The organism is Shewanella sp. LZH-2 (assembly GCF_016859145.1).
Taxonomy (GTDB): domain Bacteria; phylum Pseudomonadota; class Gammaproteobacteria; order Enterobacterales; family Shewanellaceae; genus Shewanella; species Shewanella xiamenensis.
This window is the reverse complement of the sequence record NZ_CP069350.1, coordinates 1765835-1783526: the sequence shown is the minus strand read 5'-3', so window position 1 is coordinate 1783526 and position 17692 is coordinate 1765835. Positions and strand designations below refer to the sequence as shown.

Annotated in this window: 18 protein-coding genes; 6 read left to right on the top strand and 12 right to left on the bottom strand. The window is 45.9% G+C overall.

Annotated elements, in window-relative coordinates; all coding sequences use genetic code 11:
- Positions 1-137: 137 nt before the first annotated feature.
- A complete protein-coding gene (locus JM642_RS07980) occupies positions 138-809 on the top strand; it encodes a GntR family transcriptional regulator (protein WP_037419935.1) in 672 nt (223 codons plus the stop codon).
- A gap of 92 nt (positions 810-901) precedes the next feature.
- On the top strand, positions 902-1966 hold the full coding sequence (locus JM642_RS07975) for a ketoacyl-ACP synthase III (RefSeq protein WP_144375844.1): 1065 nt from the start codon (positions 902-904) through the stop codon (positions 1964-1966).
- A gap of 34 nt (positions 1967-2000) precedes the next feature.
- Here JM642_RS07975 and JM642_RS07970 read toward each other — a convergent pair whose 3' ends face one another.
- From JM642_RS07970 to JM642_RS07925, 10 genes are all read right to left on the bottom strand, one after another.
- Positions 2001-2600 carry a lecithin retinol acyltransferase family protein gene (locus JM642_RS07970; protein ID WP_047533632.1) on the bottom strand — a complete coding sequence of 200 codons (600 nt, stop codon included), beginning with the start codon at positions 2598-2600 and terminating at the stop codon, positions 2001-2003.
- A gap of 211 nt (positions 2601-2811) precedes the next feature.
- Positions 2812-3489, bottom strand: a complete 678-nt coding sequence (locus JM642_RS07965; RefSeq protein ID WP_144346172.1) for an exonuclease domain-containing protein — start codon at positions 3487-3489, stop codon at positions 2812-2814.
- The gene (locus JM642_RS07960; RefSeq protein WP_037426795.1) at positions 3489-5351 is read right to left on the bottom strand and encodes a DUF294 nucleotidyltransferase-like domain-containing protein; all 1863 of its coding nucleotides are present in this window, start codon (positions 5349-5351) and stop codon (positions 3489-3491) included. Before JM642_RS07960 ends, JM642_RS07965 begins: the two co-directional genes overlap by 1 nt.
- Before the next feature lie 150 nt (positions 5352-5501).
- Entirely contained in the window at positions 5502-7238 is a 1737-nt protein-coding gene (locus tag JM642_RS07955; protein ID WP_037419920.1) for a sodium:solute symporter family protein, read from the bottom strand.
- A gap of 11 nt (positions 7239-7249) precedes the next feature.
- Complete coding sequence (locus JM642_RS07950) at positions 7250-7516, bottom strand: DUF4212 domain-containing protein (protein ID WP_011622295.1); 267 nt, start codon at positions 7514-7516, stop codon at positions 7250-7252.
- A 438-nt stretch (positions 7517-7954) separates the two neighbouring features.
- Entirely contained in the window at positions 7955-8578 is a 624-nt protein-coding gene (locus tag JM642_RS07945) for a thiol:disulfide interchange protein DsbA/DsbL (protein ID WP_203433380.1), read from the bottom strand.
- Positions 8579-8708: 130 nt separating this feature from the next.
- Positions 8709-9560, bottom strand: a complete 852-nt coding sequence (locus JM642_RS07940) for an NAD(P)-binding domain-containing protein (RefSeq protein ID WP_203433378.1) — start codon at positions 9558-9560, stop codon at positions 8709-8711.
- Positions 9561-9628: 68 nt separating this feature from the next.
- On the bottom strand, positions 9629-10834 hold the full coding sequence (locus tag JM642_RS07935) for an HD-GYP domain-containing protein (RefSeq protein WP_037419911.1): 1206 nt from the start codon (positions 10832-10834) through the stop codon (positions 9629-9631).
- A 217-nt stretch (positions 10835-11051) separates the two neighbouring features.
- Positions 11052-11525 (bottom strand): DUF2919 domain-containing protein, encoded by a 474-nt coding sequence (locus JM642_RS07930; RefSeq protein ID WP_037426787.1) that lies wholly within the window; start codon positions 11523-11525, stop codon positions 11052-11054.
- A 245-nt stretch (positions 11526-11770) separates the two neighbouring features.
- Positions 11771-12391: a LysE/ArgO family amino acid transporter gene (locus JM642_RS07925; RefSeq protein WP_037419906.1), complete on the bottom strand. Its 621-nt coding sequence runs from the start codon at positions 12389-12391 to the stop codon at positions 11771-11773.
- A gap of 112 nt (positions 12392-12503) precedes the next feature.
- On the opposite strand from JM642_RS07925, the gene JM642_RS07920 reads away from it, so the two are divergent.
- The gene (locus JM642_RS07920; RefSeq protein WP_037426785.1) at positions 12504-13421 is read left to right on the top strand and encodes a LysR family transcriptional regulator ArgP; all 918 of its coding nucleotides are present in this window, start codon (positions 12504-12506) and stop codon (positions 13419-13421) included.
- Between the two features lie 111 nt (positions 13422-13532).
- Here JM642_RS07920 and JM642_RS07915 read toward each other — a convergent pair whose 3' ends face one another.
- Positions 13533-14633 (bottom strand): AI-2E family transporter, encoded by a 1101-nt coding sequence (locus JM642_RS07915; RefSeq protein WP_144375842.1) that lies wholly within the window; start codon positions 14631-14633, stop codon positions 13533-13535.
- 198 nt (positions 14634-14831) lie between these two features.
- Positions 14832-15065 (bottom strand): sulfurtransferase TusA family protein, encoded by a 234-nt coding sequence (locus tag JM642_RS07910; protein WP_037419895.1) that lies wholly within the window; start codon positions 15063-15065, stop codon positions 14832-14834.
- Positions 15066-15177: 112 nt separating this feature from the next.
- Here JM642_RS07910 and JM642_RS07905 point away from each other — a divergent pair, with 112 nt between their 5' ends.
- From JM642_RS07905 to JM642_RS07895, 3 genes are all read left to right on the top strand, one after another.
- On the top strand, positions 15178-16647 hold the full coding sequence (locus JM642_RS07905) for a M48 family metalloprotease (protein ID WP_086904487.1): 1470 nt from the start codon (positions 15178-15180) through the stop codon (positions 16645-16647).
- 112 nt (positions 16648-16759) lie between these two features.
- A complete protein-coding gene (gene arsC / locus JM642_RS07900; RefSeq protein WP_037419889.1) occupies positions 16760-17110 on the top strand; it encodes an arsenate reductase (glutaredoxin) in 351 nt (116 codons plus the stop codon).
- A 51-nt stretch (positions 17111-17161) separates the two neighbouring features.
- The gene (locus JM642_RS07895) at positions 17162-17542 is read left to right on the top strand and encodes a DUF2069 domain-containing protein (RefSeq protein WP_037426780.1); all 381 of its coding nucleotides are present in this window, start codon (positions 17162-17164) and stop codon (positions 17540-17542) included.
- Positions 17543-17692 lie beyond the last annotated feature (150 nt).

Sequence of the window (17692 nt, the reverse complement as noted above, 5' to 3'; positions counted from 1 at the left end):
GGGCGAATTCGTCCGCGAATAATTGTTTTAGCCATCTAGTCGATGCGCAGCTCAATCGAGCTTTCCCTTTATTTGTGCTGTTTTTAACGGTAATCTTGCACGGATAACAATAAAACACCTAAAAATAGACGGTCATAATGAGTCGAACTACGCCTATAGTCCATAAAACCCGCACCCAGTTAGTTGTAGAGGTGCTCAGAGAGAAAATACTTTCGGGTGATATAGCCGCAGGAGAACCACTCAGACAAAGCGCACTAGCCGAAGCATTGAATGTTAGCCGCATTCCGGTAAGAGAAGCCTTGCTGCAACTTGAAGCTGAAGGGCTGGTAAAATTCGAACCCCATAAAGGGGCAACGGCGACTGAATTATCCGTTGAACAAGTGACCGAGCTGTTTGAGTTGCGCGCCATGATCGAGACGGATCTGCTCGCCAAAGCCATTCCACGACTTCAAGAAGAAGATTTAATAAGAGCTGAACGCGTATTAGAACAATTGGAATCAGCCTTTAAACATGAAGATGCCGTCGCCAGTTGGAGCGAGCTAAATACACAGTTTCATACCTGTTTATACCAAGCCGCCAATCGCCCACATACGCTAGAGGTCGTGCATGGCCTCAATACCAACTGCGATAGATATATTCGTTTGCAATTACTGCTCGCAGGAGGCATTCCCGCAGCAGAACACGAGCACCGCGAACTGCTCAACTATTGTAAGCAAAGAGAAACAGAGAAAGCCACGGCGTTACTGCGACATCATATTTTGCATGCCGCAATGACAATTCGGGATCTGGTCGCCAAACAGGTGGTATAGATCACGGACTGTCATTCGTTATACCGATAAGCTTTGTTGTCGATTTGAGGCAGCACTAAAGGTTCTGCCTTTTTTATTTGAGAGAAAACACCATGCAGTACGCCACAATCACTGGCTGGGGAAAATGTGTTCCACCCGCCACTTTGACTAACGATGATCTTGCCACTTTTATCGAAACGTCCGATGAATGGATTAAATCACGCACAGGGATCAGTCAACGTCATATCAGCCATGTGAACACCTCGGAATTAGCCTCAGTTGCCGCCAAGCGTGCGCTTGCAGCGGCTGGGATTGAGGGCAGCGAAATTGATATGATCATTTTAGCCAGCGCTAGCCCAGATACTTTGATCCCCAATATAGCCTCAACAGTGCAGGCCAATATTGGTGCAAGCTGCGCAGCCTTTGATATCAACGCCGCCTGCAGTGGTTTTTTGTACGGCTTAGGTTTAGCGAGCTCACAGATCAAGAGTGGTCAATGCAAGAAAGTCCTCGTTGTGGGCGCCGAACGCTTATCTTTCTACCTCGATTGGTCTCGCCGTGAAACCGCCGTATTGTTTGGTGATGGCGCAGGCGCAGTTGTCGTGGAAGCGACCGATATCCCTGGTGGCGTATTAGGTTATGAGCTGAATAACGATCCCGATGGTCGAGACATCCTCAAAGCGGGTTTCGGTACCGCGATGGATCGATTCTCCGCCGAATCATTAGACTTTTACATCCAATTTGATGGCCAAGAAATTTTTAAACGCGCCATTAATGGTATGAATAAGTTAAGCACTCAAGTGCTGGAAAAATGTGGCGTCGATAAGGATGAAGTTGATTTAGTGATCCCACATCAAGCGAACGAGCGCATTATTGATACCCTCGTTAGCCGCATGAAGATCCCTAAAGAAAAAGCCTTTGTGAATATTGCTAACTATGGCAATACATCGGCGGCAACAATTCCAATTGCGATTTGTGATGCACTCGAAAAAGGCTTAATTAAACCTAACCAAACCATTCTTTCTTGCGCCTTTGGTGCGGGATTAACCTCTGCTGCATTGCTATTGCAATGGGGTGAACGTGTCACGCCAGTGCAAATCAGTGATGCCCAATTACCGCCTTGCGATCAAACTGGCATTGAGTTGGTAAAACGCGCTGTAGATTATTTCTGTAAGTAAGTTTATGCATATAAAGGCCATCATTGGATGGCCTTTATATATCTGTAAGCGCTGATGCTAAATGCATTTCATCCCAGTAAATCCCCTGCCCAAAATAAGCTGCGAGTTTTTGATTTAACTCATTAAAGCTTTTAATCGCTCGTTCTTCACCGCACAGACATGACCACACAAATCGGTGGCAATTATTGTCAAACAGGTCATATTCACGGTACTGATAAATCGCCCGCTCGGCTCGATTAACAATGGTATTAGCGATAAGCGGTTGATGTTGATGATTACAGGCAATAAAAATTTGGCTACCTGTTCGGCCCGCTAAAAATCGCTTTACCGATACGGCTCGAACAAGCCCTGAGCCATGTAACTCCACGATGCAATCATCCGCTAACCAAATCCCTGTATGCTCAATCACCCCAAACACATAACAACAAACGATACTTCCAGGTTGTGGCGTGACTTGCTTAAAACCCTTTTGCCATTGGCTCGGCGCAGTAATCATCGCCTGCTTTGTGCTTACTTGGCGAGGAACGCTGCCTAATAGTCGATTGCGTTCAAGCTGTTGTCGCTTTTCGCGTTCATCGGCGAGCATCAATGCGCCCATCGCTGCACCGCCAATCCATAGTAACGGTAGTGGCATGATCTTCTCCTATTGACTTAACACTCCAAACCACGCAGTAATACTCGCGTGCACCACTTGCTCAACACAACTTGGCGAGAGCAACCAAACAACGTATAAGCTAAGCAATCGCAAATGCCTCATTCGTAGTGAGTGTAGTCAATGAGCCATTAATCAAATATGAAAAGCCTTCTGTTCCAGAAAATATCGCGAATGAAGTGGCTTAACGTGATTAGGTCAGTAAATCCCCGACCGAAATATCTGCACCTCCCCCCATGGCCGCCACTTGTGCTAATAATAACTCCGCACAAGCTAACGCATCGGTTAATGCGCTATGGGCACCGTAAATCGGTAAGTGATAACGCTCTCGACAGGCCCCAAGCCTTAGACTTCCTTCTTTAAGTACCGAATGCTCGCGTAATAATCGCTGTTTCTCAAGTACTAAGGTATCTATAGCGGGGAGTGAAACGGCTTGATGATAGATAGCCAATATATCTTGTTGTAAAAAACGACAATCCAGTGGGGAGTGATGGGCAACTAATACTCGGCCACGGGTTTGAGCAATAAACCATGCCATAGCCTCCTCAATGCTCACAGCTTGGATTAAATGGTTGTCGAGAATCCCATGAATCGTCGCACTTTGGCCGACACTGCCCTTAATTTGCACTAATTTTTGCTGCGCCTCACCAAGGGGGATCACTCCATTTTCAATGGGGACTAAGCCAATGCTTAAGATTTGATCCTGAAGGGGATCTAACCCTGTCATCTCCAAATCCATCGCCATCAAGGGAGCACGATTGATGGGCAGCGCCATCAGCGGGATTAAGGACTGATAATAATCCTTAAATAATTGATGCTGACAGCGCAGTGCTCGCCATTGCAACTTAGCATTAATCAACCAAGCGCCCATTAAAAGCTCCGCATAAATTTCATCTTCATGCCCGACTGGGCGTCATGAACCACCTTGAAGGCATCCCGTAGTTGATGCCGAACTAAAGAAGATAAATGTGCGGGTAACAGATAGTTACTAATCTCAAGTCCCTGCGTATGTTGATAACCTTGGTTTGATAACCGCATATGGGCGATAAACTCATGGGCATCGGCTAAGTTAAGCGCATCCTTACGATTAAGAATATTAGCGTCCATCAGTGCCCGAATGCGTTTGGCGGTATTCACTTCTTTAATGCCCGCAGACAGGGCATATACGCGAGCAATATCATTGATCAAAGCATTCCCCTTATGCTTTAAATCAATGCCTTTTACCTCACTGCCATCGCGCTCTAACACAAATTTTCGAAAGAATCCTAAGGGCGGAGACTCGATTAAGGAATTGCCAGTCAAACCCGCGAGAAAAATATCGTTGTCTTTGGTCTGTGCCAACACCTTATCCTGCAATGCATCAAATAATGATAATGGACCAAATACCGAACGCATATCGAAGAAAATACTTGCATGCATCAATGCCTTAGGCTCTGGCGTGACAACCCACTTTTCAAAAACCTGCTGCCATTCTTTGAGCGACATACGCCACTTAGGATTTTGCGCCATGATATTACCAGGGCAAAACGCATAACCACACTGATCAAGCCCTGCACAAACCGCATGGGTTAACGCATCGAAATACCCTTTCGCATAATCATCCATTTCCTCAGCCACCAACAAGCCGTTATCTTGATCCGAACAGGCGGCTTGGTCTTGCCGCCCCTGCGAGCCAAAGGCTAACCAACAAAACGCCATCGGCGCCTCACCGAGAATTTGCTGATTTAACACAATCAAGCGCCGGGTTAAGGCATCGGTGACCGAGGTCAGCACGCGACCAATCTCCTCAGCCCGTGCATCAGCACTGATTAAATTTTGCAATAACAAGGGGATTTGTTTACTAACACTAATGAGACTTGCGAGATCACGTTGGCGCTCGATTTCACCAATGAGGAGTAATGGCTGCGAACCTTGACCGCGTAAAATGTCGGTACTGGTCACCATGCCAATGGCTTTCACTTCCTCGCTATTTTGCTCATCAATAATCGGCAGATGGTGAATATTATGTTCACTCATCAATAGCATAGCTTCAAAGATCAAGGCATTCGATGAAATCGAAATCGGTGAAGTCGTCATGGCTTGATGCACGGCAATTCGGCCATCAAGCCCTGCGGCGAGCACTCGATTGCGTAAATCTTTATCGGTTAAAATCCCCACCAGCTTACGATTATCGGTGACGAGTAAAGACGATACCCGCGAGTTACGCATCAAAAGGGCTGCTTGCGTTACACTTGCGTGGGCGTCGATCATAATCGGTGAAGATGACATTAAGGTACTAATACGACTGGTGGTCGTCAGATCTTTAGCCTTAAAACGCGCTTCATGGCGTAACCGTTTGGCAAAAGCACGGGTAAAAAATTTATCAAAGTGCCGACTCTCACTTCGTAGCTGATCGAATAATGCCTGTGGTAAGTGGTATACCAAACTGTCTTCAAGAATGGCGACCCGATTGACTACCTTCTCCCCTGACAATAGCGTCGAAAAACCAAAAAACTCCCCTTCAGCGACTCTATCCACTAATACCCCTTCGGGATCGCGCACCTCAAAGGCACCGCTGCGGACCAAATACAATTTCGGCGCATCGGCATCAAATGTCACAAACCCTGAGGCTTTACTGTAATACCCGACGATGACTGACTTAGCACAATGGCGAATGGTTTCGTCAGGCAAAGTATCAAAGGGAGCTGTAGACGTTAAAAACTGCACAACGGGTTGTAATTCGCTGGCGTTCATAGCAACACCTTATTTTAGGTGAATTTTATCCCACTATAACGCGCTCGATTGTTGGGCCATATACGACTAAAGTCAGGCTCAAACTCTGCACTGACACCACCAAAAACAAAAGGACGCAAACGCGTCCTTTTCTCTTAATCTAGGTGAAAGTTAATGGCCGCTGGCCTCACCCGCCCCTTTAGGGAAACGGATAGACTCAACCATTTCCTGCACATGAGCTGGTGCCGCTGCGGTCAGTTTGCAGACAATAGCTGCTACCACAAAGTTCACTAGCATACCCACCATACCGATACCTTCAGGCGAAATACCAAGGAACCAGTTCGCAGGCACGTTTGCAGTCGGATCAACAAACTTGAAGTAGATGATATAACCAGCGGTGAAGAATAAGCCAAGCACCATACCTGAAATAGCACCTTCTTTATTCATGGTCTTAGAGAAGATACCCATGATGATTGCAGGAAACAGAGATGACGCAGCCAAACCGAAGGCGAATGCCACCACCGCCGCCACGAATCCTGGAGGGTTAACCCCGAAGTAACCCGCAATCACAATACCGATACCAGCAGCAAGTCGAGCGTACATTAACTCTTTCTTGTCAGAAATATTTGGCATCAGGTTTTTCTTCATTAAATCGTGTGACACTGATGTTGAGATAACCAACAACAAACCCGCAGAGGTAGATAGCGCCGCAGCGAGACCACCCGCAGCTACCAGCGCAATCACCCAAGCTGGCAGATTCGCGATTTCTGGCGTTGCTAATACGATGATGTCGTTGTCGATTTTCATTTCGTTAGGGCTAGCAGCATCTTCCATTTTGCCTTTGGCATAGTAGATTTTGCCATCACCATTTTTGTCATCCCATTTGATCAGGCCGGTTTTTTCCCAGTTTTTGATCCAATCAGGCGCAGTTTCATAGGCAACACCCTTTTGATCTGGGCCGTTAATGGTTTCGATCATATTGACGCGAGAGAATGCCGCTAATGCAGGAACTGTGGTGTACATGATGGCGATAAACACCAACGCCCAACCCGCTGATATACGAGCATCTTTCACTTTCGGTACGGTGAAGAAACGCACAATAACATGGGGTAAGCCCGCTGTACCGACCATCAAAGCACCAGTAATACAGAACACGTCGATCATGCTCTTAGAACCATCGGTGTAAGGGGCAAAGCCTAAATCCACAGAAAGATTATTCAGTTTCTCTAACAGATAAACGCCAGAATTATTCCCCGCAGCATCGAGTAACTCAGCACCAAAACCAATTTGAGGAATGATATGACCCGTCATCATCACAGACAGGAAGATTGCAGGCACCATAAAGGCGAAGATCAGTACGCAATACTGGGCAACCTGAGTATAGGTAATCCCTTTCATACCACCGAGTACCGCATAGAAAAACACTACGGCCATACCAATATATACGCCGGTATCTACCTCTACCTCAAGGAAGCGCGAGAATACCACGCCCACTCCGCGCATTTGGCCAGCAATGTAAGTAAAGCAAATGAAGATGGCGCAAATAACAGCTACCGTGCGCGCCGCTTGGGAGTAATAACGCTCACCCACGAAATCAGGCACGGTAAACTTACCAAATTTACGTAAGTATGGTGCCATACACAGGGCTAATAAAACGTAACCGCCGGTCCACCCCATCAAGTACACACTGCCGTCATAACCGACGAAAGAGACAATACCCGCCAACGAAATGAAAGATGCCGCAGACATCCAGTCGGCGGCGGTTGCCATGCCGTTTACAACGGGATGAACACCACCACCCGCTACATAGAACTCTTTAGTTGAACCTGCGCGAGTCCAGAGCGCAATCCCAATATAGAGGGCAAACGACAGCCCCACAATCAGATAAGTTAATCCTTGTACACCCATCTCTGTGCTCCTTAGTCTTCTTGTACGTTATATTTTTTATCTAAGGCGTTGGCTTTTGCCGCGTAGACAAAAATAAGCGCAACAAAGACATACATCGATCCCTGTTGAGCAAACCAGAAACCTAATTTGAATCCCATAAAATGGATTTCATTGAGTACATCAACCAATAGAATGCCGCATCCAAACGAAACTGCGGCCCAAATAGCTAATAGGCCCAAAACCAGACGTAAATTCTCGTTCCAGTAACCTTTTGCTTTATCATTATTTTCAAACGCCATAGCGACTCCCCTGTGCTGTTTTATTTTTAAGTCTCGTTAAATCTAGCAACAGCTGGAGTGACCACAATCAAGACCTTAGTCTAATTTGCGAAATACCTCACATAGCAAAAAATAAAATATCATTTAAAACCATAAACTTAACAATGATTTTACATTTTGTTGCAAAAGTCGTTTTTTGAGCAACTTAGACCAATGTCGAAGAACTTAAGGCTAGAAAGAGACAAATTAGCGTGATAAGTGGAACAACTAGAAAGTAGTAATAGCCTGTCATATAAACAAAATATCGTATTACTTCGAGTGTAATACGAGAGCTATCATCTCAATCTACACCACTTAGATTTGCCAGCAGACAAGCAAAAAATAACCCAGCATGGCTGGGTTATGGGAAACTGGGAAACTGGTAAATTGGCGCCAGCATAGACGCCATTATCAACGTTATTATTTAGCGGCTAAGTACTTCACTAACTCGGCCAATTCTTCAGGAGTATGAACCTGAGACGTGACTAAATAACGGCCATTTACCAATAATGATGGCACACCTTTAATCCCGGCCAATTCCGCTTGCGAATCGTAACTCATCAGTGAAAATTTAGCGTCAACAGAATTCATCGCCGCATCCACATCATCAGCTTTAGCACCTTGAGCCACAAAAAAGGCTTTCACTTGCTCAGGGCGGGTAAATTGCTCACCCTTGTCATGAATTTGTTTAAAAATCGCCTCATGGACTTGCTTGGTCATATTGAGCTTTTGCGCGATATAATAAGCCAATTGGCTCAGTTCCCACGCAGGACGCCCCGCCCCCACAGGCGTACGCTCAAAGGCTACATCCTTGCCCAAGAGTTTTACCGTGGAAGCCACAAAGGGTTCCTGTTTGTAGCAATGTGGGCAGTTATAGGAAAAAAACTCTCGCAGCACAGGCTTTTGCGCCTCGTTCATACCTGCGACAGTGACATAATCCTTTCCTTCTTCAAAACTGGCCGCTTGCAGCGCAAAACTGGCGCTTAAGACCAATCCACAGGCCAAAGCAGCCAAAGGTCGAACAAGATTAGTTAGGGTTTTCATATATTCTCTTCTTATTAGTGACTGCATCATTGAATCGTAAGTCGTTTGCAACAGGCACAAGCCATTAAGATACCTCAAAAGATGGCCAAGGTTCTTAAACATTTGTTAACAATAGGCGCTAAATCACCCACTAACAGGCCGCCAGCATCGCAAGGGGCGAAGCAAACTGATACTCAAACCCAAGCTCGCGGACTATCGCATCACCTAGAATGACTTTGCTGGGTTGTAACTGCCCATTAAATTGCGGCGCCGCTAATCCCAAGGACTCGGCAGCCGCCACATAAAATTCGCTTCGCGAAGGATGCTCTGGCGCGCATAGATTATAGATAGAGGCGATCTTCTCTCCCTTTAGCTTAGTGTCAATAATTAAACTCACTGCCGCGACGCAATCCTGTAAATGCACGAGATTGACTGCAACATTACCACCAGCCACATCGGTTTTGCCTGCAAAAAAACGCCCCGGATGACGCTTTGGTCCAACGAGTCCAGCAAAACGCACCACGCAAGTATTAGATTGGTGAGCAAATAAAGCTTCAGCATCCAGCAACACCTGCGCTGAAGGTGACTCGGCCTGGGCATCGGCTTCGGTCATGGATTTATCAAGATAGGGATAAACGCCCGTGGTGCTAATAAACACTATGCCTTGATATTGCCAACCTTGGGTTAAGTCGATGAGTTGTTTCAGTTCGTTAAGATAAGCTGTATTACCATGCTTTTGACGAGGAGGAATATTAACAACAAGGAAGTCTGTCTGAAATAAGTCTTGCAACAGCTGTGCATCGGGAACAATATCAGCCTCATCACCAAGTTGTAGTTGGAATGCCTCAATACCCGCGTGTGTTAACGCCGGAAGATCCTCACACTGGCGCTTAGCCCCAGTCACGCGATAACCGGCTTGAACAAGTTGTTTTGCGAGCGCAAAACCGAACCACCCACAGCCTACAACCGCAACACTCTTTTTCTCCACCACAGTGTGTTCCATTATCTCTGACCTACTTACTGCTAATAATATATTTTGGCCAATAGCATACGGAACTCTGGCAAAGGGATTCAAGCTTGTAAGGAACTAAAATAAAAACTAATCCCCTTATCGACCTGCAATGTTCGCCTTGCGCCTTCAGTTAAATCTTCAACTCGCAAAGACTTTTGCACTGTCACGCCCTCATCACTTAAAAAGCGTAACGAGGCTTCACTACCATCTTCTTTACAGGCCCACACCTGAGGCTGACTCACCTCTTTCGTGGTCATAATGACTTTTGCAACGCTATCATCCGATAGCTTAACTAAGGTCCCTGGTGGATAAATACCTAATATCTTGACTAAGACAGAAATCAACGATTCCGAATGTTTACTGGCTCTATTTTTAAATAAGTAACCGAGGGCAACTTGAGGAGAAGAAGCTTGCTGACCACTCAGTTGCTGATCGTAATCATTTGCTAGACTAACGATTTGAGTGACGATGGGAATTTTATGACCTGTGAGCCCATCAGGGAAACCCGAACCATCAACAAACTCATGGTGATGTAACACGATGTTTAGTACTTCTTTAGGGAACAACCCAGAGCGATTAAGCATGTCATAGCCAAAATTAGGATGCATCTGTAAGTAATTGGCTTCATGGGGAGTCAGAGCACCACGCTTTCGACGGATCACATCGGGCACTTTTAACTTGCCAATGTCATGGAATAAACTGCCAAGGGCAATATCGCGCAGATCCCTCGCTGGTAAATCCAGTGCATGACCTATCATCATGGCGAGCACCGCCACTGATACCCCATGCTGGGTCACACTCACATCCTTTTCGTCCATCCCGACTAAGGTCAAGAAGGGTTTTTCCACCTCTTGTAAATGACTGAGTAAATCTTCAACTAAAGCAGCCGATAATCGATAGGCCCCTTCGGGATCACTGACGACCTTACCAAAGATATTACGACACTGATTAACACTCTCCAAAAATCGCTTTTGGCTTAATCGCATCGATTTACGCGTATCCGCTTTCAGATCTCGCTCTGGTGGCGCGGCGTCAATATCTTCAATTTCAACCTCTTCTTCAGCAGTATCAATCTCATCATTACTGCCAGAAATGAGGTAAACATAGGGAACACCAAGCCCCCGGATCATCTCAATCTGAGCCGCACTATTGATATCAACTCGGTTAAATAAGAATGGGTGATTTGTCCACGACAAAGGCAACTTAACCCGCATTCCTAGTTGAAGTTGTGAAAGTAATAGTCTTCTATGATCTGCTTTTGCCACGCAATATGACTCCTTTCATGCACGTAAGAACGCAATATGACTTCTTGGCGCGTACATTTAAGCTAAGTACATATAACTATAGATGATTCAGCAAAATCAGTAAGCTGTTGATGAAAAAATGCTTATCAAACTGAGGGATAGAACACATAAATTATGCTAACTTCATCGAATAAGATATAAAAATCTGTAATAACAAAGAGATGTAGACTAATGTTTTTTAAGTTTTTATTTCCTTCGGCCAATCCGTGAGATAATAACGCAGTCGTTTTGACTGATAGACATAAAGACAGGACCAAAACAACACCAAGGCATCGAGTGCCAAACTCCAATGGAATAAAAACTGTCCGTGAATTAACCGCTGAGACAGTAAAACCGCATCAACTAATAATAATAACCACAGTCCCCATTTGAGATGGACAAACAACGGCCGAATCCATGAGGGCGAGCGGCGCCGCTCCGCAAGTACGACAAAATAAAGCACTACAGCACCAAGACCTGCCGCGAGTGCAAGTAAAAAGTCTGATTTTTCAGGATAAAAGAGCCTCACCAATTCCGCTCTATCACTGGCTTGAGTCAAGGAGGCTATAAAAATACACCAGCCTCGCGCGAGGAATGCCAAAATCACATATAAAAAAATCGGCGGTTTAATATGGCCTTTATCATCAAGCCAAGTGATGTGACTAAAATTCAACGGCAATCCATTTAGTAAAAACTTAAGCAATAAATATTAAATGGTGCCTATTGGCGTAATTTCAATGGGAGGGATAAACAAATCAAGCACACTCAACGGTTAGATCAACATTTCCGCCGTGTGCGCTACCCCATACTCCCTTCGATATGTAGATTTAACCATTTGAACTTAATATGAATAAGGTCGAAGGATTAGCCCCTTCGACCTGAACATGACAACCAGCCATAAAACTTCAAAAAGGCACATTAATTTACCGTCATATATGGCCAAATAATTGCCGCGGCGATGCTCCACATAGTCAACCAAATAAAACGATCTAAGTATCGCCACGCCGCTGGGCGGCTAAATATCGGCGCCAATAAACGCGCACCAAAACTTAGGCTGAAGAACCAAATAAACGAAGCCAGTACCGCACCCGCACCAAACCAAGGACGATGGGCATCTTCGAACTGAGTACTAATGCTCCCCAGCAGCACGACTGTATCTAAATAAAGGTGTGGATTAAGCAGGCTGATCCCAAGCGTGGTCAGCATGGCTTTACGCAAAGTGTCGGCATTTTGCGCATTATCCATCTCCATCCCTTTAGCGGCAAATGAGGCCTTAAGCGCATTGGCTCCGTACCAAAGCAAAAAAGCGGCACCACCAAAACTGGCCACATGTTTGATGGTCGGGAAGGCTTCAATAATATGCCCAAGCCCAGCAACCCCCGCAGTGATCATTAAGGCATCGATGATTGAACAAAGCAGCGCAATCGGCAAAGGATAAGCTCGCTTAATCCCCTGCTTTAGCACAAAGGCATTTTGCGCCCCTACGGCAATGATCAAACTACCACCAATGCCCATACCTTGTATAAACGCCGTTTGCATAACTACCTCTCATGTCTGAAGAAGGCGCTAGCATAGACAAAACAACAAAATTAATATAACTAATGTTTTTTATGTATCATAAGTAAAATTAATAACCTTAAGGACGGCAATCATGTTGGAATACGCCAATCTTAAAGCGCTTGCGGTCGTCGTCTCCGAAGGCGGCTTCGAGCGCGCCGCCAAAGTGTTGCATATCACCCAATCGGCGGTGTCACAGCGCGTTAGGCAATTAGAAGAACGAGTCGGCCAATCCTTACTTATCCGCTCAACGCCCGTGGTGGCGACCCCAACAGGGAAGCGTTTATTGCGCCACTATTCACAGGTGCAACTACTCGAGAGTGAATTGAGAGCCGAGTTAGATGCCGATGACCCAAATCATCCCACGACGGTGCGAATTGCAGTCAATGCCGACAGTTTAGCGACATGGTTTTTGCCCGCATTGGCCGATATGTTCAGCCGACATGCCTGGCTGCTCGAATTGATTGTCGATGATGAGTCCTACACCCATCACCTATTGAAAAACGGTGAGGCCGTCGGTTGCGTGACCACGACAGCCAACCCCATGGCCGGTTGTAGCAGCGAGTTTTTAGGAACCATGGAATATATGTGCGTCGCTACCCCAGCATTTGCGGCGCGTTATTTCGAATGGGCAAAAAATAGCGATAATGTCGGCGCTCAAATAACCCAAGCGCAGCTTGCGAAAGCCCCGGCCGTGGTGTTTTCGACCAAAGATAAAATGCATGAAAAGTATCTCGCCCAGTATTTTCAAATGTTGCCAGGTCAATGGTGGCAACACAGCATTCCCTCATCGGAGAGTTTTTTAGAGGCGATTAACTTAAGTCTGGGTTACGGTTTAGTGGGTCACTTACAGGCAAAACCCTTGATAGACAAAGGCATATTAATTGAGCTCACCCCAGAAAAACGCATTCGGGTGCCCCTCTATTGGCAGCATTGGAATATCAAAGCCAAACAAACCACTTTGGTCTATCGTGCCCTTGCCGCCACCGCACAGCATCTATTACAGCAATAATGAGTGCAGCAAGAGTGAGTAAAACAATTGTTAGTACAAATAGTTAGCGGATAAAAAAACTGAGCACTCGTGCCCAGTTTTGAACTATTAGTTTTACCTATTACCAGCGGCTTAGGCTTCTGTCGAATCCGCCTTCACCTGCGCTATCGCTACAGGTTCAATCTCGGTTTTAGGCCAAGCATTGATCACCGCTTTCACTAAGGAAGCTAATGGAATGGCAAAGAACACCCCCCAAACGCCCCATAAACCACCGAAAACTAACACAGCAGCAATAATGATCACCGGATGCAAATCCACCGCATCGGAAAACAGGATAGGTACAAGTACGTTACCATCCAAGGCCTGAATAATGCCGTAACCTAGCATTAAATAACCAAACTCAGAGCTAAAACCCCACTGGAAAAAGGCCACCAGCATAATGGGTAGAGTCACTAAGGTCGCGCCCACATAGGGAATCAACACCGACAACCCGGTCAACACCCCCAGTAAGGCCGAGTATCTCAGCCCCATAAACGCAAAGAAGATGTAGCTCGCCACTCCGACAATCACAATCTCAATCACTTTGCCGCGAATATAGTTAAAGATCTGTTGGTGCATTTCAAACCACACTTTTCGAGCCAACTGACGATTGGTGGGGAAAAAACGCTTACTACCGAGGATCAGTTGATCTTTATCCTTAAGAAAAAAGAACACCAACAATGGCACTAAAATAGCGTACACCATCAGCACCAATAATGACGCAGAGTAACCAATCAGCTGTTTCGCAATGTCGAGCACATGTTGGGTATCAAGTAATTTCTTCAACTCGGAGACCATTAAATCGAGCTGTTCAGTACTTATAAATTTAGGATACTGGGTCGCTAACCCCTGCAAGGTCAGTAGCCCTTTATCTATCATATTCGGTAAATCCGTCATCAGACTTACCCCTTGACGCCACACGCTGGGGATTAGCCCAAAGGTCAGCAGCACCACTATCCCTAAAAACAGCACTAGCACTAAGGAAGCCCCCGTCGTGCGATTAATCCCCAATTTCAGCATTTGCGCCACAGGCCATTCGAGTAAAAAAGCCAACACCAGAGCAACAAGTAGCGGGGCTAACAAACCACCAGCAAAATAAAGTACTAACGCTAAACCCACTAGAATGGCCAATAAGGTGACGGCCTGTGGATCACTAAATCGCTCTTGATACCAACGAGAAAAAAAACTAAACATGCATTCATTCCAATGGGGGTTGGCTTTCCCAACAGGCAGGAAAGTGACTTATGAGTTAACCTTATCGCAGTAGATTAACTGTGTATATGCTTGAAAATCAGTTAACTGCTAACTATGACTGACAAGCCTAGGTTAAGTTGCAGTCAGCTAGCTAACTCGCCATTTTGACTGCGGCATTGAATCATGCTTTGTGTATGATTATCCCTGCGATAAATCAACTTTTGTAATTAATAGGCCTAACTGGCTTGCATCATCGTGTAACGTCACGACCTGATGCCCCTGTTTTTTTAAAAAAGTGGGAACATCTCGGCGGGAACCTGGGTCTGAGAGTAGGATATGTAAGCTGTCACCAGCAGACACAGACTTCAACGCAAGTTTGACCTTAACCAAGGGAACGGGGCAGCGCAATGATGTTAAATCAATAAAAATCATAATGAACTTGCTATGAACGAACTTGGGCTATTATCCTAAGTTGCAATTCAAACTACAAGCTAAGGGCTACCTAAGCCTTAGTTGAGACACTTAAAAGAAATAAAGGATCCACTTGCGTAATTTGACGTTTTTGACCCGATGTAAACCCCTTGCGGCGAGTGTGCTTTCATTAATGTTACTCGGTGGAGCCGCAAAGAGTTTTGCCAACAACGACTTGCCCGATCTGGGTACCGCCGCCGTCAATACCTTCAGCCTAGAAAAAGAAATGGTCTATGGCGATGCCTATATGCGCGTTATTCGCTCATCGGCGCCCATGCTGAACGATCCGGTATTGAGCCAATATTTAACTGAACTGGGCAACAAATTGGTCGCCCACGCCACGGGAGTCAAAACGCCCTTTTATTTCTTCTTGCTGCAAAATGATGAAATCAACGCCTTTGCCTTCTTTGGCGGCCACGTTGCGGTGCACACAGGGCTATTTCTTAATGCTGATAACGAAAGTGAACTGGCCTCAGTATTAGGCCATGAAATCACCCACGTGACCCAGCGTCACTTAGCACGCTCCCTCGAAGCGCAGCAAAAAACCGGACCAGCGACCGTAGCTGGCTTACTCGGCGCCATTTTATTAACGATCGCCGTTCCTCAAGCAGGGATGGCCGCGTTGGCAACCACCCAAGCCATGGCGACACAATCAAAAATCAACTATACCCGCCTGCATGAAAAAGAAGCCGATCGTATCGGCATGCAAATTTTAGTCGATGCGGGATTTGATCCTAATGCCTCCGCCGATTTCTTTGGCAAACTCGCCAGTCGTTACCGTTTTACGACTACGCCACCGCAAATGCTGTTAACCCACCCTTTACCTGAATCACGGATTTCCGAAGCGCGGGATCGTGCCCAGCAATATCCCCACCGTTATGTGCCGGATAATCTGAACTTCCAGCTCGCTAAAGCCCGTATTCAGGTGCGTTTTTCCAGTTATAGCGACGATGCGGTATTGAGCATGTTTGAAAAGCAGCTCAATAAGCAAACCTACAGCTTTAAAGAGGCGGCCCTCTACGGCAAAGCCTTAGCACTGTTTAGATTGAAGAAGTTTGATGAATCCGAAAAAATTGTCGATGATCTATTAAAAATCGATGATAACAACTTGTTTTATCTCGATACTAAGACGGATTTGCTTAACGAACGTAAGGATTATGCCCAGGCAACTAAGTTACTCGAAACTCAGCGGAAGATGAAACCCACTTCGCAGGTGATCAACGCTAACTTAGCCAATATCTATATCGAGGCTGGTGATCCCGCCAAAGCGATTCCGCTGCTCGAAGATATGATTTTCCTCGATAAGCAGAATCAACTGCCCTATCAGTTGCTAAATCTTGCCTACAAGAAACTTGGTAACCAAGGGATGGAGTATTTCTCCAATGCCGAGTTAATGGCACTGGGGGCGAATTATAAAGGCGCAATCGATCAACTGAACTTTGCCTATCGCGCCTCGGAAGGTAATCCATTACAACTGGCGCGAATTGAAGCACGGATCCGCCAATTTAAACAGGCAGATAAAGAAATGGATGCCCTAAAGTAAAATCAGCCATTTTATCTCTACAGCCTATAATCGCGCCCCGAACACCCTGACGGGGCGCTGTTTTTTCTGCTATCATCCGCGCCATTGTTTTAGCCGATTGAGCATGAGTACTATGACCCAAGCAACGATTTACCATAACCCACGTTGTTCAAAGAGCCGCGAAACCTTAGCCCTACTCGAGCAACAAGGCTGCGAAATCACAATAGTGGAATACCTTAAAACCCCTCCAAGCGCCGCTGATATTCGTGGAATTTTAGCCACGCTCAAACTCAGCGCCCGTGAGTTAATGCGCACTAAGGAAGACGAGTATCAAGCACTAGGTCTTGCCAATCCGGCTTTAACCGAAGAACAACTTATCGACGCCATGGTCAAGACGCCAAAATTGATTGAACGCCCAATCGTACTGGCTAATCAACAGGCAGCCGTTGGTCGTCCACCGGAAAATGTACTGAATATTCTCTAAGTTGTTCAGGCTATTTCACCACTGTTCCAAGATGTTTAGATTAGGAAAATCATGACCTCAAGCTCTCTACTGACACTTAGCCGCTTAGGCTACCTTGCCCTTGTTCTGCTGCTGGGCGGCTGGTTTATTGGTCAAGGCATAAATGGGGAATATACATTATTATTCAGCCTATTATGGATAGTGCCTTTATTGCTTCCTATCAAAGGCATTTTAAAAGGTAATCCTTACACCTACGCATGGGCGAGCTTTATTTTATGCTTATATATGCTGCACGCCCTCACCTTGTTGTATGTCACGACCGATGCATTGGCCTTTGCCATTATTGAGGTCCTGCTCATTGGCGCGCTGTTAGTCGCGTTCCCGTTTTATGCTCGTATCCGTGGGCGTGAACTCGGCCTAGGTCTGAAGAAAAAATCCGATAAGCAAGACTAATATTCCGAATATAATAAAGCGCGGTTGATTTACACCGCGCTTTTTATTGCCCGACACACCCTCGGCGCCAGTCCATCCGTTTTTAGTCAAAATGATCAATGCCCCGCCTATCTCCAATAATCACTACAAACAATCTACAACATTTAAGCT